Source organism: Streptomyces sp. NPDC037389, assembly GCF_040636475.1.
GTDB classification, from domain to species: Bacteria; Actinomycetota; Actinomycetes; order Streptomycetales; family Streptomycetaceae; genus Streptomyces; species Streptomyces hesseae.
Map to the genome: position 1 here is coordinate 596,017 of NZ_JBEZUS010000003.1, position 19,642 is coordinate 615,658.

The following is a 19,642-nucleotide window of genomic DNA, read 5'->3' on the forward strand; positions in this document are numbered from 1 at the left end:
GCCAACCCGGCCTCCACAGGCCGTCCTTACCCCTCGGAGGCGTCCAGCAGGCCCTGGATGTCGATTTTCTTCATGCCCAGCATCGCCCGCATGGCCCGCTGGGACTTGACCGGATCGGGATCGCCCACCAGCTCCATGAGGACCCTCGGTACGATCTGCCACGAGACGCCGTACTTGTCCTTGAGCCAGCCGCAGGGGCCCTCGGCCCCGCCGTCGCCGCTGAGCCGGGCCCACAGCTCGTCCACCTCCTCCTGCGTCACGCAGTCCACCATCAGCGAGATCGCCTCGTTGAACGTGAAGTCCGGGCCGCCGTTGAGCGCGATGAACCGCTGCCCCGAGAGCTCGAACTCGACGGTCATCACCATCCCGGCCGGCCTGGGGCCCGTCTCCCCGTAGCGCCGGACGTCCACGATCCGGGAGCCGGGGAAGACGGACGTGTAGAACGTGGCCGCCTCCTCCGCCCGGTCGTCGAACCACAGACAGGGGGTGATCTTCTGCATGGTGCTCTCCCTCGCGCGGGGCGGCCCAGGACCGCCCGGCTTCACAGGACCCGGACGAACGCGACGCGGACGCCACCCGAATCCCTACCCGCGGCGGTAGGTTCTCCACGGACCTCTCCACGGAGGGGTGAGCCGCAGATACTGGGGGCAGCCTTGGTGTACCTCGATCTCAGCGCCACGCCCGGAGCCCGGTCCAAACTCTCACGGGGTCTCGCGCTGCTGGCCTGTTTCCGCGCGGGAGAGACGGAGCTGACCCTCTCCGAGCTGGCTCGCCGTACCCGTCTGCCGAAACCGACCGTCCACCGGCTGATCAAGGAGCTGGTCGACTGGGGATTACTCGAGCGCGGCCGGGGCGGCGTCCGGCTGGGACACGACCTCTTCCTGCTCGGCTCGCGCGCGCCCTGGCAGCGAAGACTGCGGGAAGTGGCGTCGCCCTTCCTCGAACGACTGCACGACGTGACGCGTCACAGCACCTATCTGTCCGTCCTCGACGGCACGAGCGTCGTCCATCTGGAGGGCATCCGCTCTCCCGCGCCGCCGGCCGACGGTCCGTGGCGCGCCGAGCAGGGCGAGCTCTGCGCCGGGGCCGCGGGCAAGGCGATGCTGGCCCATACCCCGGCCCTGCGGGAGGAACTGTCGGAGGTCGCCCGGCAGGGCTACGCCGTGGCCACGGGAAGGCTGCGGTCGGTGGCCGTCGCGGTGCCGGTGCTGCATCCCACGGGCCACGCCCTGGCGGGCATCACCGTGGTCGGCCCGCTGGACCGGGTGCGCCTGATGACCACGGTGCGCCACGCCCAGGGTGCCGCGGCCGCGACCGTGGCCCAGCTGGGGGCCGTCGAGGCCCGCTGACGGGCGGCTCCCGCTCGTCCTCCCGCTGGAGCAGGAACTGCCGTACGGCCGTGGTGGCGTAGCAGCCGGAGGGCAGGAAGAACGACAGCCGGCAGCGCCACCGGCCCGGGTGGAGCTCGTCGGGGGCCACACCGTCGATCCTGAGCTGGGTCTGTACGACGGCCGGCCGCGGTGCCCGGTCGTGCCGGATGGTCCCGGCGGCCCAGCGGTAGCGGTCGAGGTCCAGGACGGGGCACCGGGCGAGGACGGCGACGGCGACCTCGGCGGTGGTCGGGAAGGTGTACGGGATGCCGTCGTCCTCCTCGTCGACGGTCCGCCCGTCCGCCGCCCGCTCCACCTGGTCGCGCAGCCGGCCGTTCCACTGGTACGAGGCGTACGAGCAGCGGTAGAAGACGGGGACGCGGGGGTCGAGGCCGGCCAGGAAGCGGGCGGGGCTGCCCCGGTGGCCTTGTGCCAGGCGTCCTTCGGGGGAGCCGGATCGGCGCAGCAGGGCGAAGGCCCTGGCGTCGTCGCCGCGCAGCAGCGCCTCGCCCATCAGGTGGGCCTCCTTGGGGCCGCCGGGCACGCCGAAGCGCTGGGCGTCGTAGTAGTTGACGAAGAAGAGGGTGTGCCGGGCGGGGCCTTCCCGCAGGGTCTCGGCGGTCCCGGGGTCGAGGGCGCGGGCCACGACGCGGAAGCAGTTCCCGTCGAGGTCCCCGGCGCGCAGGGGTTCGGGGCCGTATCCGTGGGCGGTGAGGCGCAGCCAGTGGTGGTCGTCGCCGATGCCCGCGCTGAAGGCGCGCAGCCGGCCGTCGGAGACCGGGCCGCGCAGCGACAGGTACTGCTCGGTGACGCCGCCGTCGTCCTTGAGGCCGGCGGCCGCGACGGCGTCCGGGGGGACGCCCAGGTGGGCGGCGAGGGCGCTCATGGCCTCATGGGTGGTGTAGCCGCGTTTGCGCAGCAGCAGGTACTGGTAGTCGCGGTCGGCGGCCCTGCCGGTGGGCAGCCCCAGGCACTCGGTGACGGTGAAGTCCTCCGGGACCGCCTTGAGCACGCAGGATCGCATCCGGGCTCCCCTCCCTGGCTCCGTGGTCCGGGCTTCCGTGGCCGGCCTCCCGGCGGTGCGGTTGTCCGTGACCCTAGGCACCCGGGCGGCGGGACCGGGGAAGTGTTCCGCTCGCTGGAACGCGGAGGTCGAACGCGGAGGTGGGGCGGAGGTGAACCGGGCCGGGCGGCGCCGGCGGAGCCGCCCGGCCCCGGGGGTCAGTGCCCCGCGGGCTCGTCGAGCGAGCTCAGGTCGTGGGCGTAGATGCCGACCGCGTGCGCGATGACGCCGATGTTGAGGTCGAACGCCTTGCGGTCGATGTTGGCGAGGGTGTCGCCGGCGCCGTGGTAGTTGGGGTCGTAGGCGGCGCCCGCCGTGCCGCCGAACCGGGCCGCCTGCTCCTTGGTCTTGATGCCCTCGGCGCCGGTGAAGGTGCCGCCCGCCGGGATGCCCTTGGCGATGAACGGGCCGTAGTCGGAGCGGCCGTCGAAGTCGGTGCCCTCGTGCGGGGCGCCCTTGCGGTCGAGGTAGCCGTTGATCAGCTTCTCGATCTGCGCCGAGCCCTTGGGACCGGGGCCCGAGCCCGTGTGGTCGGAGTCGTCGCCGTCGTAGACGAACTCCACCGGGTTCGGCGATGCGATCATGTCGAAGTTGAGGTAGAGCGCGATCTGCTTGCGCTGCTTGTCGCTCAGCCGGTCCACGTAGTGGTCGGAGCCGAGGAGGCCGAGCTCCTCACCGGACCACCAGGCGAACCGCACCTTGTTGGTGGGCTGCTGGCCGTGGCCGCGGGTCTGCTGGGCGAGCTTGAGGGCGACCTCCAGCAGGCCGGCGGAGCCGGAGCCGTTGTCGTTGATGCCGGGGCCGGCGGGCACGGAGTCGAGGTGACTGCCGAGCGTCACCACGTGGTCGGCGCTGCCGCCCCTGGTCTCGGCGATCACATTGCGGGTGGGGCGCTTGATCGCCTCGGTGGCCACGTCGAGGCGGACCTTGGTCTCGCCCTTGGCGACCTGCGCGGCCAGTGCCTCGCCGTCGGCGAGGGAGACGCCCGCGGCCGGGATGTGGGCCTTGTCCGGGCTCCCGACGGTGCCCCGGACCGGCTCGGTGCCGGAGTGGTTGTAGAGGATCAGGCCGGCGGCGCCCGCCTTGGCGGCGATCTCCTCCTTCTGCTGGAGGGCGCAGCTGCCGCGCTTGACCAGCGCGATCTTCCCGGTGAAGTCCTGGCCTGCGTAGTCGTCCAGACCGCAGCCCGGGGTCTCGTCGACGCGGACCGCGGCCAGCGGGGCGACGAGGCCGCCCTCGGGCGTGGCCTTGCTGAACTTGTAGGCGAACGTACGGATCTCGCGCGGCTCGGGCGAGACGACGCTCAGCTTCTCGCGCAGCGCCTTGGACTCGTAGAAGTCGAAGTCCTGGTACGAGACGTCATAACCGGCCTTCTTGAGCAGGCTGTAGACGTACTCGGTGGACGCCACGTGGCCGGCCGTGCCGGCGGCGCGGTTGCCCCCGTTGGCGTCCGCGATCTTCTGGAGGGCCTGGAGGTGGCGGTAGGCGCTCTTCCCCGAGGAGGTCTTGACGAGCTTGCGGGCGAGCCGTTCGGCCTTCTCGTGCTGCCCGGCGGGCCGCGCCTCGGCGGGCGCCGCCACGGCGAGCAGCGCGGGGGTGGCGACGACGGTGGTGACGAGAGCCGATATCGCTCTTCGGCGGAGCTGTGCGCGCACGGAGGTCCTTTCGGTGCGGGCGGCCCCGGTGGCGGGGGCCCGGTCTGTGGTCGGTCGCGATCGACGACCGATCACAACCGACCGGACGGTATCGAGTCAACACTGGTCAGGGGAAGGGTCCCGGGTGGTTGACATGAGATCGCCACATGCCGGTCATGCCCGACCCGGGCGGCACCGGTACGTCCCCGTATGTGCGAGGCTGGGAGGGCATCACGGGAGAGCGGCGGGGGCGTGCCCGTCCTCCCTGCGGACACGGAGGAACAGGGACCGGAACATGCTCCAGCACAGAACCGTGGGCGACCTGATGACCCGCTCGGTCGTCCGGGTCCAGCGCGGCACGCTGTTCACCGAGATCGTGCACGTGCTTCAGGAGCACGACATCACCGCGGTCCCGGTGGTGGACGCCGAGGACCGGCCGGTGGGGGTGGTCTCCGAGGCGGATCTGCTGGCGAAGGCCTCGCGGCGGCCCGACCCCTACGGCGCTCCCGGCGCTCCCGGCGCCCAGGCGAACGCGACGATCGCGAACTCCTTCGGCGCGAAGCACGAGGCGACCACCGCCGAGGGGCTGATGACCAGTCCGGCCGTGTGCGCCCGGCCGGACTGGAGCGTGGTGGAGGCCGCCCGCACCATGGAGGAGCACCGCGTCAAGCGGCTGCCCGTGGTGGACGAGACGGGCCGGCTGGTGGGCCTGGTCAGCCGGGGCGATCTGCTGCGGGTCTTCCTCCGCACCGACCGGGCCATCCGCGAGGAGATCATCGAGGACGTCCTCGTCCGTACGCTGCGTCAGCCGCCGTCAGCCGTGGGCGTCGAGGTGAACCACGGTCAGGTGCGGCTCAGCGGCTCGGTGCGGCGCAGCAGTCTGGTGCCGGTCCTCGTCCAGCTGTGCCAGAGCGTCGACGGCGTGGTGAGCGTGGATCACCATCTGGCGGCGGAGACCGACGACACGGGGGACGAGCCCAGCGGGTCGTGATGGATCCGCGCGGCCGGCACCCCGAGCCCGCGCAGCGCGCGTACGGCGTCCTCGACCATCCCGGACGGTCCGCTGACGTAGGCGAGGCGGTCCGCCCATTCGCCGTGGCGCGCCACGGCGTCGGCGATCACGGACCGGCCGCCGGGCGTGGGCGCGTCGCCGAGGACGGGCAGCACGGTCAGCCAGGGGCGGCGGCGTTCGAGGTCGGCGAGCCACTCGCCGTCGTAGAGGTCGCCGCGGTCCCGGGCGGCGAGGAGGAGGTTGACGCGCCGGTCGCCGGTGCGGCGGCCGGCCAGTTCGTCGAGCAGGGCCTTGACGGGGGCGAGGCCGCTGCCGCCGGCCACCAGCAGCAGATCGCGGGAGAGTTCGTCGCCGAGGGTCATCGTGCCGGTGGCGGGGCCGAGCCGCAGGGTGTCGCCGGCGCGCGTCCGGTCCACCAGGGCCTCGCTCACCCCGTCCGGGCCGGTGCGCCGCACATGGAACTCGACGATGTTGTCGGCGCGCGGGGCGCAGGCCATCGAGTACTGCCGCCAGGCGTGCGGTAGTAAGGGCGACTCCAGCGCGCCGTACTGGCCGGCCCGGTAGGGGTAGGGCTCGTGGGTGCGCACGCGCAGCACCGCCAGGTCCGGGCGGCGCAGGTCGTGGCGGACCACCGTGGCGTGCCAGTAGGGCGGTTCGGTCAGCGCGGCGTCCGCCCCGGCGACCATGGCGTCGACGGCTGACCGCAGCATGCGCAGCCAGGCCCGTTCCAGTTCCACGCTCCAGCGTCGGCCCGCGCGCAGCCGCAGCGCCTCGCGCAGGGCGTCCTCGAACGTCGCGTAGTGGGCGCGGCGGACGCCGAGTTTGCGGTGGTCGCGGCCCAGCCGGGTGAAGGTGGCGACGACCTCCTCGGGCCGGTCCAGATGGTCCGTCAAGTACTGGAACATCTGGGCGAGATGGGCGCGCTGGAACGCCATCGACTCGGGGAACATCGAGCGCAGATAGGGGTGGCGGCGGAACATCACCTCGTACAGGGGCGTGATGAGCTCCTCGAACGGGGTGACCAGGTCCAGGTGACCGAGGATCAGCCGCCGGTCGGCCTCGTCGCAGTACGGCGTGGCCGGCGCGGGTCCGGCGTCGGCGGCGGGGGCCGGCGCCCCACCGGGCGCGAGCAGTTGCCGCCGCAACCGCATCGCGTCGTGCCGGGCCAGCAGCGCGTAATAGTCGTTGCCCTTGGGGGTGTTCACGGGCGGGTCTCCTGTACTCCGTCGTTCCGAGCGCAAAGCAGTATGGCAGTGCCGGAACGCACCCGATCGGCCCGGGATGACAGGGCCGTTCGGCCCTGTCGGCGGCCTCGGGGCACGGGGTAGAGGGACGGGCTACGGCCGGCCTTCGCCGGGGGCGGCTCTGTGTTCGCGCCAGCGGACCAGGACCTGCTGGAACTCCTTCTGCAGGAATTCGATGAACTCGGCGGTCTCCGTCACCCGCGCCCCGGCCGGGCTGCCGGGCCCCAGGGTCTTCGCGCCGTCGCGCAGGACGCCCTCCCAGCGGATCAGCAGCTGGTCGCGGCGCGTGAGGGCGTGGAACCAGACGTCGGCGTTGAGCCGGTAGCGGTCGCGCCGGGTGCCCGGCTCCCGCTCACGGGCGATCATGTCGACCTGGGTGAGATAGCGGACGGCGCCCGAGACCGCCGCCGGGCTGATCCGCAGCGAGTCGGCGAGCTCCGCCGAGGTCAGCACGCCCGAGTCGGAGGCCAGGAGCGCCGCGAAGACCCGGGAGGCCATGCGCGGCATGCCCGCGTCGGTGAGCTCGGAGGCGAAGCGCTCGACGAAGCGGGAGACCGCCTCCTCGTCGCGCTCCCGGTCGTGGCCGCCCGCTCCGGTCGTCTCGGTCATCGTCCCGCCCTCACTCCTGTTGATCCCACAGACTCCTGTGATCCCACAGGTCAATTTACACTCTTTCCAACCTTCACAAAATTCTGAAAGAAGCGTACGTTCGGAGGTATGACGAAGGCGATCCACGTGTCCGGCCTCGAGAAGTCCTTCGGCCGGACCCGTGCGCTGAACGGCCTCGATCTCAGCGTCGAGACCGGCGAGACGCACGGATTCCTCGGCCCCAACGGCGCGGGGAAGTCCACCACCATCCGCGTCCTCCTCGGACTGCTGCGCGCCGACGGCGGCTCCACGCGCATGCTCGGCAAGGACCCCTGGCACGACGCCGTGGAGCTCCACCGCCGCGTGGCGTACGTCCCCGGTGACGTCACCCTCTGGCGCAACCTCTCCGGCGGCGAGGTCATCGACCTGCTCGTCCGGCTGCGCGGCGGCGCCGACCGGGCCCGCCGCGCCGAGCTGCTGGAGCGCTTCGACCTCGACCCGACGAAGAAGGGCCGCGCCTACTCCAAGGGCAACCGCCAGAAGGTCGCCCTGGTGGCCGCCTTCGCCTCCGACGTCGACCTGCTCGTCCTCGACGAGCCGACCTCCGGCCTCGACCCGCTGATGGAAGAGGTCTTCCGCGCCTGCGTGGCCGAGGAGCGCGGGCGCGGCCGCACCGTCCTGCTCTCCAGCCACGTCCTCGGCGAGGTCGAGGCCCTGTGCGACCGGGTCAGCATCATCCGCGAGGGGACGACCGTGGAGACCGGCTCCCTCGCCGACCTGCGCCACCTCACCCGGACCTCCGTCACCGCCGAGCTCACGGGCGCGCCCAACGGGCTGGCGCGCCTGCCCGGCGTCCACGACCTCACCGTCCGCGAGCTCCACGGCGGCCGGGGACAGCAGGTGCGGCTCCAGGTGGACACCGACAAACTCGGGCCCGTTCTGCGGCAGTTGGGCGAGTCCGGCGTCCGCAGCCTGACCAGCACCCCGCCCACCCTGGAGGAGCTCTTCCTGCGCCACTACCAGCAGGACACCGCCGCCGGACCCGCCCGGACGGTGACCTCGTGAGCGCCCCCGCCGTCTCGCCCCGGCCGGCCTCGCCGCGCCTGGCCGGCACGGGCACGCTGGCCCGCCTCGCGCTGCGCCGCGACCGGGTGCTGCTGCCGGTGTGGGCCGTGGCCTTGGCCCTCGCCGTCGTCAGCGTCGCGAGCGCCTTCGAGTCGCTTTACGCCACGGCCGCCGACCGGGCCGGCGTGGCCCGGTCCACCAACGCCAACGCCTCGGTCCGCGCGCTGTACGGGCCGGTGTTCGGCGACTCCACCGGCGGTCTGGTCGCCTGGCGCATGGCCGCCCTCGGCGGTGTTCTCGCCGGGATCATGAGCCTGGTGATCGTGGTCCGGCACACCCGTGAGGAGGAGGAGACCGGCCGTCAGGAACTGCTGTCCGCCGCGGTCGTCGGCCGCCGGGCCCCGCTGACCGCCGCGCTGCTGACGGCCCTGGCCGCCAACGGCCTGGTCGCCGTCCTCATCACCGCCGGGCCGGCCCGCGCCGGGCTGCCGGCCGGCGGCGCGGCCGCCCTGGGCCTGGCCGTCGCCGGTACGGGGCTGTGCTTCGCGGGCGTCGCCGCCGTCACGGCCCAGCTCACCGACACCGCCCGGGCGGCACGGAGCCTCGCGGGCGCGACCGTGGGCCTGGCCTTCCTGCTGCGCGCGGCCGGTGACGCGGCGAGCGCCGACGCCTCCTCACCCCTGGTCTGGGTCTCCCCCGTCGGCTGGGCCGAGCAGACCCGGGCCTTCGCGGGCGAGCGCTGGTGGGTCCTCGCCCTGCCGTACGCGGCGGCGGCCCTCGCCTCCGCTGTCGCCTACGCCCTGGCCGGGCGCCGCGACATCGGCGCGGGCCTGCTGGCCGGACGCCCGGGCGCCGCGACGGCACCGCGCCACCTCACGGGCGCCACCGGCCTGGCGTGGCGGCTCCAGCGCGGCACGCTGCTGGGCTGGACGGCGGGCTTCGCCGTCGCGGGCACCGTCTTCGGCTCCCTGGTCAACGGCGTCTCCGGCCTCGTCGGCGACAACGAGAGCACCCGCGAGATCTTCGAACGGATGGGCGGTCACCAGGGCCTCACCGACTCCTTCCTGGCCGCCCTCACAGGCCTGCTCGGCATGGTCGCCGCGCTCTACGCGGTGGGCTGTGTGCTGCGGCTGCGCGCGGAGGAGACGAGCGGGCGCGCCGAGCCCGTACTGGCCGGGGCGACCGGCCGGCTCCGGTGGGCGGCCGGCCACCTCGCCTTCGCCGGGCTGGGAACAGCGGTCGTCCTCCTCGCCGGCGGCCTGGGCATGGGCCTCGCGTACGGCATCACGGCCGGGGACGTCGGGGGGCAGGTGCCGCGGGTGCTCGGCGCGGCGCTCGCCCAGTTGCCCGCCGCGTGGGTTCTGGCCTCGGTGGCCCTCCTCCTCTTCGGGGCGCTGCCCCGGGGGGCGGTGGCGGCTTGGGGGGTCGCCGGGGGGTGTCTGGCCATCGGGTGGCTGGGGCCGGTGCTGCGGCTGCCGGGGTGGGTGATGGATCTTTCGCCGTTCGGGCATTTGCCGAAGTTGCCGGGGACGGCGGCGGTGTCCGTGGCGCCGTTCGTCTGGCTGACGGGCCTTGCGGCCCTGCTCGCGGCGGTGGGGCTGGCGGCGTTCCGCCGCCGGGACGTGGGGTGAGGGGCCCCGGTCCCGCCCTTTCACCGTTTCCGAGCGGGGCTGCGCCCCCTCGAACCCCCGTTCCGCGCTGACGCGCGGTGTCCTCAAACGCCGGACGGCTGCTGTGCCTTGTCCTCAAGCGCCGGACGGGCTGATTTCAGCCCGTCCGGCGCTTGAGGACCGGGGTCCGGGGCGGAGTCCCGGGAAGCGGCTACCCCTCCGCCGTCAGCGGCGGTTCCACCGGTGACTGCGGTTCCGGGCCGAAGAGGACCGCCTTCGCGACCGGTGGTGCGAAGAGGGACGTGACCGGGGCGGTCAGTGAGAGCACCCGGCGGAAGGCCTCACCCACGACGGGGTCACCGGTGGCGCGCCGCTGCACTCGTGCGAGGTACCAGTCCCCGGGCCGGTCGACCGCCCGGCCCCGGGGGAGGTTGCCGGTCGCGCCGGGGACGTTCTTGTCCGCGCCGGAGGAGATGTCCCACGCCTGCCGGGCCGCTTCGACGAGGGCTCGCTGCACCCGGCCGGTCGTGGGGGTGCGGCGGGGGTCGGTGAGGGCGTCGCGGAGGGCTACGGCGCAGAGGGCGGCGACGGACATGCCCTGGCCGTAGACGGGGTTGAAGGCGCACAGGGCCTCGCCCGTCGCGAGGAAGCCGGCCGGGCGGCGGCCGGGGCTGTCGTAGCGGCGGCGGACGTTGCCGGTCTTGCGGAAGCCGTGGATGGGGGTGATGGGCTCCGCCTTGAGCAGCCAGTCGTGCAGGACGGGGTGCGGGAGCTTGGCTGCGAAGGCGAGGAAGCCGTCCTCGTCGGTGGGCGGTTCGTTGCCCCGCAGGCCGGAGAGGATCACGGACCAGCGGCCGCCGTCCAGGGGCATCAGGATCCCGCCGTAGCGCTGGGAAGGGTTGGGGATGACATAGACGCCCCGGAAGCCGGGGTCCTCCTGCCCGGCGGGGGTGCGGTAGAAGCGGGTGGCGTAGGCGAGGCCGGTCTCAAGGGCCTCCTCGTGGGGCGGCTCGGCGCCCAGGGCGGCCAGCCAGGAGGGGGCGCGGGAGGAGCGGCCGGAGGCGTCGACGACGATGTCGGCCTCCAGGGTGGTGCCCGCCGTGGCGGCGGGCAGGCCGCGCTCGCGCAGGCGGACGCCGCGTACGCGCGTGGCGTCGCCGAGCAGGCCGGTGACCTCTACGCCCTCGACGGTCTCGACGCGGGAGCCGCCCCCGAGGACGCGGCGGCGCACGACCCAGTCGGTCAGGGGCCGGGAGCCGGTGAGGACATGGGTGGTGGGGCGGGTCCGGCGGTACCAGTGACCCACCTGCCACTGCAGGATGTCGGTGGGCATCGCCACGCGCGGCGAGCCCTCGTCGATCAGCTCGCCCACGATGCCGGGCAGCAGCTTCTCCAGAGCGTTCTGGCCGCTCTCCAGCATGACGTGGGTGTGCTTGTCCTGGGGGACACCGGAGCGGTTGTCCGGGCCCTCCGGGAAGCGGTCGCGCTCGACGAGCGTCACCTTGTCGGCGTGGGCGGTGAGCACGTGCGCGGCGAGGAGGCCCGCGAGCCCGCCGCCGATGACGACGGCGTGCCGCCGGGCCCGTCCCTCGTCCTCACTCGCGCGCGGTCCGCCTTCGGCGCCCTCTGCTGTCACGTCGCCACCCCATTCGTTCCGTCGTCCGCACCGGAAAATGCTGCGATCACCGTACCGGCAGGACCCGTTGGGTGTGACCCGGAGCGATCCACCGCGCCTCAGTGACTTGCGGGGCTTTGGTTCGTTTTCGTGGTGTACGTCGTTCCGGTATCGAGAGAGGCTCTCATGCGTCTGCGCCACACCGTCACCCCGCTGCTGGCCGCCCTGTCGTTCGCCGTGGTCGCACCGGCGGAGGCGTCGGCGGCGCCCCCGAGCGCCGAGCAGCTGCCCGAGACGCTGTCGTTCCAGGCGGCGGCCGACCTCCCGAATCCGGGGGCGCTCGTCAAGAAGGAGCAGGCCGCCGCCATGGACCAGGTGCGGGAGGGTGCCCCGCAGTCCGGGCCGCAGGCGGCGCCCCAGGCCGCACCACAGGCCGCGCCGCAGGCGCAGCCCCAGGCGGCTCCGGCCGAGGGCGCGCCGGGTGGTAACGCGGGTAACGCGCTCGCGGGCCCGCTTCAGCCGCTCGTGGGGCCGCTCCAGCAGCAGTTGACGCGTCTGCCGGTGGTGGGGCAGCTCCTCTCGGGGCCCGGCGGAGGGCACTGAGCCGTTCAGCCCGGCCAGGGCTCCCCGAAGGCGTGCCGGGCCGCGCGGCGCCAGCGGTTGGCCGGGAGGCCCGGCCGTAGCGCCGCGTACGCCCCGCAGTACTTGGTGAAGACCGCCGGGCGTACGCCGCTGTCGTGCAGCAGCCGGTCCGCCTCCGTCAGATGACCGGCGGTCTTGGTCTCCACCAGGACGAGGCCGGGTGCGCAGCGCACGCTCCGGCCCGCCCGCAGGTCGTCGCAGACCAGTCCGACGTCGCAGGTGATGCGCTCGCCGTCGGCCACGAAGGTGGTGCGGACGTAGTCCGTGCTGAGGGACGGTCGCAGTACCGGGGGCGAGTCGATTCCGTAGGCGTCGCGCAGGGTGTCCGTGAGGAAGGCCTGGAAGGGCGCGTCGAGCGGGGTGTCCTCGCCGGTGAGGGGGCGGCGGTGCTTGACGGTGTCGCCCCGCCCGCCCTTGAGCTTGATCTCGAACTGCCGTTCACCGCTGTCCTGATAGACGCGTTCGCGGATCTTGAAGCGGAGGCGGCGGCCCTGCCGGTGATCGTGGAAGGAGCGGAGCTCCGGGGTGTCGTAGTACACCGAGTGATACCGGAAGGCGCGCCGTCCGTCGATGGCGAGGGCCCGGAAGGGGCCGCCGGGGCGCCGGGGGTCGGTGAGCCGTCGGGCCATCGCCAGGAAGGCGTCTGCGGGGACGAGATAGCTGCGGTCGAAGCGGGCCATCAGCTCGGCGCGCGCGTTGACCTCGGCCAGGGAGATCGGCCCGGCGGCGCCGGCCGCCTCGCCGACAGCCCGGACGGCCGCGGGGACCGGGGGTGCCGGCGTGGTGGTCACACGGTCTCCCAGGCGGGCGCGGCGCGGTGCGCGGTCCGGGACCGTTCGGCCTGGTGGGCGCCGCCCGGGACGGGTTCGCGGTAGCGGACGTCGACGACCATCAGGTCGCGGACGTAGTCCACTTCCATGACCGTCCAGTGGAAGGGTTCGCCGAGTCTGCGGGAGAGGTCGGCGCGGAGGGCGGCGGGGTCGGCGTGCACGGCGTCGAGGGTGACGACCGTACGGCGCGAGCGGGCGAACAGCCGGGGGTGGTCGGCGGCGTAGACGACGAGGAGCAGGACGGCGCTCAGGCCGGCGGCCGCGGTGAACGGGAGGTTCGGCAGCCCGCACAGCAGGCCGAGGACCAGCGTGGTGAAGTAGTAGGCGACTTCCTCGTGCTGGACGGCGTCGGAGCGGAGCCTGATGATCGAGAGCACTCCGAAGAGCCCGAAGCCCAGCGCCGCCCCACCGTTGCCGCCCACCTGGGCAAGGGCGGCGACAACGGTGAACAGGGCGACGTTCAGGGCGAGATAGGCCGGCACGAGGTCGCGGCGGCGGTGCCGGGGGTAGTAGATCGCGAACGTCAGCAGGCATATGGCGGCGAGGTCGAGCCCGAGGTGGGCGACGAGGTGCCGTGACGAGTCCATGGGTCGGCTCTCCTGGGATGTCGGGAGGAAGAGCTCAGACCCTAGGGAAACAGAGAGTGAACACGCAGCCGCTTTCCGGTGAACCATGCGCTTCCTTGATGGAAACGGACGATGAGTGTCCGGAACGGCATCACTCCTGTCGCGTTAGGCACCCTTGCCGCCGCACCCGGCTCACTTGACGAAGTCCTCCACCACCTTGGGCGGCCAGGTGCCGACCTTGAGCACGCCCATGGAGTAGGCCCGCGAGACCAGCGCGGCCCGGTTGGGCACCTTGAGCTTCCGCAGCAGGCAGGTCACGTGGTACTCGACGCCCTGCCGGCTGAGATAGAGGCGGGACGCCAGCGGGATGGTGGACACCCCGGCGGCTATGCCCTCCAGGATGCGCGCGTCCATCTCGGACAGGATCTTCTTGCGGCCGGCCACCACCCGGGCACCCTCGGCGCTCCGGGTCGCGGGCATCATCACCAGGATCGCGGTGGTGTCGGGGAGCCCGCCGCGCACCGAGACCGCCGTCAGGGGCACGGTGAAGGCGGAGTCGTCCGCGCCCACCGCGATGACCGGGGTGACGAAGCGCTGGTGCTTTCCCTCGATCAGGTGGGAGAACTGACGCATCAACGGCTGCCGGACGCTGGGGTGCACCACATCGCGGAAGCTTCTGCCGCACAGCTCCTCCGAGGAGCCGTCGAACTGCCGGAAGAACTCCTGGTTCGCCTGCTGGATGGTCAGGGACGTGTCGAGGCTCGCCATGCACAGCCCCGACTGGTCGGACTGCGTACGGGCGTCCGGGTACCCCGCCTGAGCCTCCGGGCCGTCCTGGGAGGCGACCCGAGCCGATTCGACCGAAGCGAGAACAGAATTCAACAAGAGATGGGACCCTTTCATGGCACTTCACACATGCGGAATCGCTATGCAATCGCGTTGTAACGCGGAATCCAGACCCTCGTCCCGAGGCCCGGCAGCCGAACTGGGCGAACTGATTGAAAGACTAGATACCCGCCGGTCAACGGTCAACGACAGTCCTGCCGCTCGTCCTAAACCTGCGGTCGGCCGCAGGAAAGGTACGGTCTGCCCTTCGGTCTTCGGTGGGCCGAATTCCCCAGCGCCGGACCACGACCCCACAACCACATGTGACCTGGGCTTTCCCTGATGGTTGACATCTCGTCACCCAGGTGCACCACCATGCGCGTACGGCGCGCCCGGACATCCGGGCGCGCCGTACCGACGGTTTATTGGAAGCCGCACACAACAAGCGCGGACAAACGATTCAGCCGGTCATCCCCAATGCCGGTTCCCATTGTCCTGACGCCAACTCGGCACGTCCTGTGATCCCCAATTTTCGATAGGAATTCGTAAGATGTTTCTCGACGGCCCGGGAGCTCACCCCGAGCTCCCGGGCGATGTGCTGGTTGGTGAGGCCGCGGCCGACGAGCGCGGCCACCCGGCGTTCGGCGGGGGTGAGCACCGCCGACGGCGCCCCCGGGGCGCCGAGCTCCTCGCGCCCGGCCCGTTGCACCAGCCGGGGAACGCCACAGGCCACGGCGAGCTCCCCGGCCTCCCGCAGCGCCGCCTCCGCCCGGGGCCCACCGCCGATCCGTCTGCCCAACTCCTGTAGGACACGGGCGAGTTCCAGCCGGTTGGCCGAACCCCGGAGCACGGTGACCGCCTCGCTCAGCAGCGCCTCGCCCCGGCCGCCCCCGTACAACCGGCCCTTCAGCCGCAGGGCGCGGCCGAGCACGGCGGGCGCGCCCCACTTCTCGGCCCGTGCGTGCTCCTCGTCGGCGAGGGCGCGTGCCGCGCCGGAGTCGCCGAGCCGGTGGTGAAGGCTGACGGCCCAGGGCCGCCACGGGAACAGCGCCGAGTTGTCCCAGCCCGACGCCGTCAGCTGCCGGCCGCAGGACAGGACGGTCTCCAGGGCACCCGCCCAGTCGCCGCGCCCCGCCTCCAGCGATGCCTCCAGCAGCCTGAGCATGGACGTGGTGACCAGCCCCGGCGCCCGGCACCGGCCGCCCAGGACCAGTACGCGCTCGCTGAACGCCGGGTCGCGCACCTCCAGCGCGACTGCGGCGAGCACCACGGCGAAGGCGGCGCTCCCCTCGCCGCTCCCCTCGCCCTCCCGCTCCCCCGGCCGGTCGACGACGCGCTCGGCGTGCTCGCGCGCCTGCGTCAGCCGCCCCTGGGCCAGGAGCGTCAGCGCCCGTTCCGCGTGGTCGACGGCGCCCGCCGCCGGGATCTCCGGGTTCCTCAGCCGGTGCCCGGCCGACAGCCAGGAGGCGACGGCGTCCACCGAGTCGGCGCCGCACAGCGCGAGCACCACGAGGGGCAGCGCCGAGTGGGTACGGTCGGGGGTGGCCGGCTCGTGCTCCAGGATCCGGTGGCCCAGGCGGGCCACCTCGGCCGCTGTCAGGGCGCCGGAGACCGCCGCCGCGTGGAGCAGGACGGCCGCGAGCTCCCGTTCGCCCGCCGAGCGCAGCGCGGGCTCCTCCCCCATGCGCCGCAGCCGCAGCACCGCCGCGCCCAGCTCCGCCGGGTCCTCGCGGCCCGCGTGGCGCAGCCGCGCCTCCAGGCGCAGGGCTGCCTCGCGGGCCGTGCCCTTCAGCAGCGCGGCGGGGCCCAGCTCCCCGGATGTGCGGCGGAGCAGGGCGATGGCGGGGGCGGGCAGCGCGCCCAGGAAGGCCGGAGGTATCCGCAGGGCGGCCAGGGCCCGTTCGGTCGGATCGGTCAGCAGGGAGACGGCCTGGGTGACGTGGCGCTCGCAGGCGGTGGCGTCGGTGTCGCGGACGGCCGCGGCGAGGTCGGCCAGCAACCTGGCGCGTTCCGGGCCGGGTTCAGGGCGGTCCTGGAGCGCTCTGCGCAGGGCGCGGGCGGCCGTCTCCGGGTCGCCGGCGCGCAGCGCGGTCTCGGCGGCCTCGCGGAGGATCGCGGCCGCCCAGGGCCGGGGGGCGGTGGCGGACTCCATGAGCCGTTCGGCGATCAGGGCGGCGGGGGCGCCGTGCCGGTGGAGCAGGTCCACCGCGGCCTCGTGCCGCTCGCGGCGCTCGTCCGGGGTGGACGAGGCCGCCACCGCGTCCTGGACCGCGTGGTGGACGAAGCGCGGCTCGCCGGGCCCGGTCAGCAGGCCCAGCCGGTGGAGGTCGCCCAGCGCGCCGTCGGCCTCCCAGGGGTCCAGGCCGGCCAGTTCGGCGGCGACGCGGGGCCCGGCGTGCCCGCCGAGGGCGGCGAGTGCCCCGGCCAGGTGCCGTACGGGGCGGGACTGCGCGCGCAGGCAGTCGGCGAGCCGTTCGGTCAGTCGCGGGGGCCGCAGCGCGTAGGCCTGGGCGGCGCGGGCGGCCGTCGGCTCGTCGCCGTCGGCCGCCATCCGGTCGAGCAGGGCGGTCAGGAGGAGCGGGTTGCCGCCGGTGGCGTCGTGGCAGGCGGCCGTGAACTCCTCGTCGCCCGGGGTGCCGAAGCGCTCGTGGACCAGCGTCCGGGTGGCACCGGGCGTCAGGGCGGCCGGGCGCAGCACGCGCGGGGCCGTGTCCAGCAGGTCGAGGACGGCGGGGCGGCGGCCGCCCGGGTCGCCGTCGCGCAGCGTGCCCACGACGGCCGCGCGGAGCCCGTGCGGGCGGGCGGCGAGGTGGGCGAGCCAGCGCAGCGAGGGGGTGTCGGCCCACTGGAGGTCGTCCACGAGGATCAGCAGCGGGGCCCGCTCGCCGACGTCGGCGAGCAGTGAGCGCAGCCCTTCGAGGACCGCCCACTCCTCCGCCGCGTCACCAGTGGTCTCCTCGGCGTGGTCCGTCGCGGTGAGCCGGGGGTCGGCCTGCCGTCCTTCGCTCTCTTCGGGGGGCTCCTGGGTCCGTAGGCTGTCGAACAGCTGATGTGCCACTCCGAAGGCGAAGTCCTGTTCCATGGGGGCGGCGTGGGCGCGCAGGACGCGTACGCCCTCTCCGGCGGCCGGGCCGGGCAGCGCCCGCAGCAGCGCGGACCGGCCGATGCCCACCGGGCCGGTCAGCAGCAGACACGACGCCCTTCCTCCGACGGCGGCGGCGCGCAGGGCGTCCTGGGCCGCGGTGAACTCGGTACCTCGTTCGAGCAGCATGTGTTCAGTTACTCTCCATTCCCCGGACGAGGGCGCGCAGTTCGCCGCGCCCGCTGACGCCGAGCTTCTTGTAGACGCTGCTCAGCCGCAGTTCCACGGTGCGCCGGGAGACCGAGAGCAGCTCGGCGATGGCCCGGTTGGCGTGGCCCTGGCCGGCGAGCGTCGCGGTGTGCGTCTCGGCCTGGGAGAGGGTGGCCCACTCCCGGAGCCGGCGGACATCGGTCGGGGACGGCGCGGGCCCGTGGTCCCCGGCGAGCCGGCGCACGGTGTCCGCCAGTCTGCTGCTCGGGTGGGCGGTGATGAGCGCGGAGAGGTCGCTCGCCCAGGGGGCGGCGGCGGGCGGCTCGTTGCCCGTGCGCAGTTCGAGGGCGGCGAGGTCGGCGAGCGCCCAGGCGTGGGCCAGGCCGGCGGGTGTGTCGCGCAGGACGTCCACGGCGCGGCACACCTTGGCGGGCCGTTGCTCGCCGGTGGGCAGGGCGGCGTTCAGCTCGGCCCAGCCGATGGTGCCGGCGGCTCCCCAGCGGCGGGCCAGCGCCAGCTCCTGTGCGCTCAGGCGCCGGGCCTCGGCGTGCTCGCCGAGCGCGAGGGCGGTGCGGGCCGCGAGGGAACGCCAGGGCAGCAGCGCGGGGTTGACGTACTGGCGGCGCAGCAGGATCCGGCCGGTCTCGCGGAAGAGTGCCATGGCCTCGGGCAGGTCGTCGTCGGCGACGGCGACCAGGGCCCGGGCGAAGAGCAGATACGCCCAGGGGGCGCTGTCCTCGGCGCCGGCGGGGGCCGGTACGAAGGCGCGGGCGCGGGCCGTGTCCCGGTCGCCGTTCTCCAGGGCGACGGCGGTGCGGACGGCCGTCAGATAGGGCGCGGTGGCGGGGTGCCAGCTGTGGGGCGGCAGGGAGCTCTCGGCTTCGGCCACGTACCGTTCGGCGTCGGAGAGCAGGCCCCGGCGCAGGCTCATCTCGGCGCGGACGGTGAGCACCCGGGCGACGCCGGCCCGCAGCCCGTCGCGGCGGACGTCGGCGAGCAGGGCGGTGATGCCGGCGTCGGCGGTCTCGTAGTCGTCGGCGAGGTAGAGGGCGCGGCAGGCGGCGAGGCGGGGCAGCAGGAGGGCGTCCCGGCCGGCCGGGGGGACGAGCGCCGCGCGGGCCAGCCGGAGCGTGCCGGTCAGGTCCTCGCCGTCGCGGGCCAGTTGCCAGGCCCGGACGCCGGCCTGGGCCGGGGTGCGGGGGACGCGGGGCAGGCCGGGGACCCGCGGGGCGCCGGGGTCCGTCTCCTCGCGCCAGCCGTGGTGGGCGGCCCAGTACAGGGCGACGAGGTCGTCGTGCTCGGCGCCTTCGGCGCGGGCCAGGGCGTCGGCCAGCGCGTGGCCCACTCCGTGGGTGTAGCCGCGCAGGAGGCCGTGGTCGACGGCGCGCACGCGCCAGGCGGCGAGGGCGGGGTCCGGGGTGCGGGCGAGCGCGCCGAGCCGGCGGTCGGCGGCCTCGGGGGTGGTCAGGGCCTCGGTGGCGGCCAGTTCCAGCTCCAGCCGGGCGCGTTCGGCGGGGGCCAGGGGTTCGGCGAGGGCGCGGCGGAGGCAGGCGGCCGCGTGGGCGTGGTCGTCCCGGCGCACGGCCGCCGTGTGGGCGTGGCGCAGGGCGGGCACGACCCAGTCGCGGCCGGCCGGCGGGGTGTCCAGGAGGAGGCCGGCGAGGTGCTCGCCGGTCGTTCCGGCGTGGTGGGCCAGTTCGGCGGCGCGCTCGTACAGGGCGGCCCGTTCGCGGGCGGGCATGTCCGCGAGGACGCGGGTCGCGGTGGCCGGGTCGACGCCGGGCAGCGGCCGGCCGGGGGTGACGAGCCCGGTCGCCTCCAGGGCGGTCCACAGGGCGGGTTCGTCCTCGGGCCGGGTGCCGGTGAGCCGGCGGAGGGCGGGGAGGTCCAGTACGCCGCCGGCGGCGGCGAGGGCGCGCAGGACGGTGCGTTCGGCGGGGTGGAGGGTGCGCAGGACGCGTGCGACGTGGTCGGTGGCCGCCGCGGCGGCCAGCTCCCGTATCCGGGGGATGTGCGCGGCGACGGGCGGGTGTCCGCGCTGGGCCAGGCGGCGCAGCGCGTCCTCCAGTATCGCGGGGTTGCCCCCGGTGGCCTCGGCGGCGGCCAGGGCGAACCGGTCGTCGGCGGGTGTGCCGCCGCAGACGGCGGCCCCCCAGGGGGCGGCGCCCGCCGCGGCCCACCCCGGGTGGGCGGCCGGGGTGGGCACCCCCGCCAAGCCGCGCCTGCGCCAGGCGCCCCACACCACCACCCCGCGCCCGGCGGTGGGGCGGGGGGGGCGCGCGCCGG

The 19,642-nt window shown here is 74.4% G+C and carries 16 protein-coding genes; 5 read left to right on the forward strand and 11 right to left on the reverse strand.

The features are described 5' to 3' along the window. Positions 1–26: 26 nt before the first annotated feature. Positions 27–500, reverse strand: a complete 474-nt coding sequence (locus AB0E98_RS09445) for a VOC family protein (RefSeq protein ID WP_361700418.1) — start codon at positions 498–500, stop codon at positions 27–29. 156 nt (positions 501–656) lie between these two features. On the opposite strand from AB0E98_RS09445, the gene AB0E98_RS09450 reads away from it, so the two are divergent. Next, positions 657–1,349 carry a helix-turn-helix domain-containing protein gene (locus tag AB0E98_RS09450; RefSeq protein WP_361700559.1) on the forward strand — a complete coding sequence of 231 codons (693 nt, stop codon included), beginning with the start codon at positions 657–659 and terminating at the stop codon, positions 1,347–1,349. On the opposite strand, the gene truD is transcribed toward AB0E98_RS09450, so the two are convergent. Then, entirely contained in the window at positions 1,240–2,394 is a 1,155-nt protein-coding gene (gene truD / locus AB0E98_RS09455; RefSeq protein ID WP_361700420.1) for a tRNA pseudouridine(13) synthase TruD, read from the reverse strand. The two genes, AB0E98_RS09450 and truD, sit on opposite strands and share 110 nt — an antisense overlap. A 197-nt stretch (positions 2,395–2,591) precedes the next feature. Further along, positions 2,592–4,088, reverse strand: coding sequence for a M28 family metallopeptidase (locus AB0E98_RS09460; RefSeq protein WP_361700422.1), 1,497 nt, complete (start codon positions 4,086–4,088; stop codon positions 2,592–2,594). Between the two features lie 274 nt (positions 4,089–4,362). Here AB0E98_RS09460 and AB0E98_RS09465 point away from each other — a divergent pair, with 274 nt between their 5' ends. Continuing rightward, positions 4,363–5,058: a CBS domain-containing protein gene (locus tag AB0E98_RS09465; protein WP_361700424.1), complete on the forward strand. Its 696-nt coding sequence runs from the start codon at positions 4,363–4,365 to the stop codon at positions 5,056–5,058. Here AB0E98_RS09465 and AB0E98_RS09470 read toward each other — a convergent pair. Next, positions 5,004–6,230 (reverse strand): globin domain-containing protein, encoded by a 1,227-nt coding sequence (locus AB0E98_RS09470; RefSeq protein WP_361700562.1) that lies wholly within the window; start codon positions 6,228–6,230, stop codon positions 5,004–5,006. The genes AB0E98_RS09465 and AB0E98_RS09470 overlap by 55 nt on opposite strands. A 186-nt stretch (positions 6,231–6,416) precedes the next feature. After that, entirely contained in the window at positions 6,417–6,932 is a 516-nt protein-coding gene (locus AB0E98_RS09475; protein WP_361700428.1) for a MarR family transcriptional regulator, read from the reverse strand. 108 nt (positions 6,933–7,040) lie between these two features. Here AB0E98_RS09475 and AB0E98_RS09480 point away from each other — a divergent pair, with 108 nt between their 5' ends. Continuing rightward, the gene (locus AB0E98_RS09480) at positions 7,041–7,976 is read left to right on the forward strand and encodes an ABC transporter ATP-binding protein (protein ID WP_361700430.1); all 936 of its coding nucleotides are present in this window, start codon (positions 7,041–7,043) and stop codon (positions 7,974–7,976) included. Then, positions 7,973–9,607, forward strand: a complete 1,635-nt coding sequence (locus tag AB0E98_RS09485) for an ABC transporter permease (RefSeq protein WP_361700433.1) — start codon at positions 7,973–7,975, stop codon at positions 9,605–9,607. Before AB0E98_RS09480 ends, AB0E98_RS09485 begins: the two co-directional genes overlap by 4 nt. Before the next feature lie 190 nt (positions 9,608–9,797). On the opposite strand, the gene AB0E98_RS09490 is transcribed toward AB0E98_RS09485, so the two are convergent. Next, positions 9,798–11,222: an FAD-dependent oxidoreductase gene (locus tag AB0E98_RS09490; protein ID WP_361700435.1), complete on the reverse strand. Its 1,425-nt coding sequence runs from the start codon at positions 11,220–11,222 to the stop codon at positions 9,798–9,800. 165 nt (positions 11,223–11,387) lie between these two features. Here AB0E98_RS09490 and AB0E98_RS09495 point away from each other — a divergent pair, with 165 nt between their 5' ends. Next, the gene (locus AB0E98_RS09495; protein ID WP_361700438.1) at positions 11,388–11,804 is read left to right on the forward strand and encodes a hypothetical protein; all 417 of its coding nucleotides are present in this window, start codon (positions 11,388–11,390) and stop codon (positions 11,802–11,804) included. Between the two features lie 5 nt (positions 11,805–11,809). Here AB0E98_RS09495 and AB0E98_RS09500 read toward each other — a convergent pair whose 3' ends face one another. The 5 genes from AB0E98_RS09500 to AB0E98_RS09520 all read right to left on the reverse strand — a co-directional run. Next, positions 11,810–12,634 (reverse strand): polyphosphate polymerase domain-containing protein, encoded by an 825-nt coding sequence (locus AB0E98_RS09500; RefSeq protein WP_361700440.1) that lies wholly within the window; start codon positions 12,632–12,634, stop codon positions 11,810–11,812. Next, complete coding sequence (locus AB0E98_RS09505) at positions 12,631–13,260, reverse strand: DUF4956 domain-containing protein (RefSeq protein WP_361700442.1); 630 nt, start codon at positions 13,258–13,260, stop codon at positions 12,631–12,633. The genes AB0E98_RS09500 and AB0E98_RS09505 overlap by 4 nt, the downstream gene beginning before the upstream one ends. Positions 13,261–13,431: 171 nt before the next feature. Continuing rightward, positions 13,432–14,013: a LuxR C-terminal-related transcriptional regulator gene (locus AB0E98_RS09510; protein ID WP_361700565.1), complete on the reverse strand. Its 582-nt coding sequence runs from the start codon at positions 14,011–14,013 to the stop codon at positions 13,432–13,434. Positions 14,014–14,524: 511 nt separating this feature from the next. Next, a complete protein-coding gene (locus tag AB0E98_RS09515; protein ID WP_361700445.1) occupies positions 14,525–17,335 on the reverse strand; it encodes an AAA family ATPase in 2,811 nt (936 codons plus the stop codon). 4 nt (positions 17,336–17,339) lie between these two features. Next, positions 17,340–19,642: LuxR C-terminal-related transcriptional regulator (locus AB0E98_RS09520; protein WP_361700448.1), on the reverse strand; the 2,303-nt coding region annotated here is incomplete at its 5' end.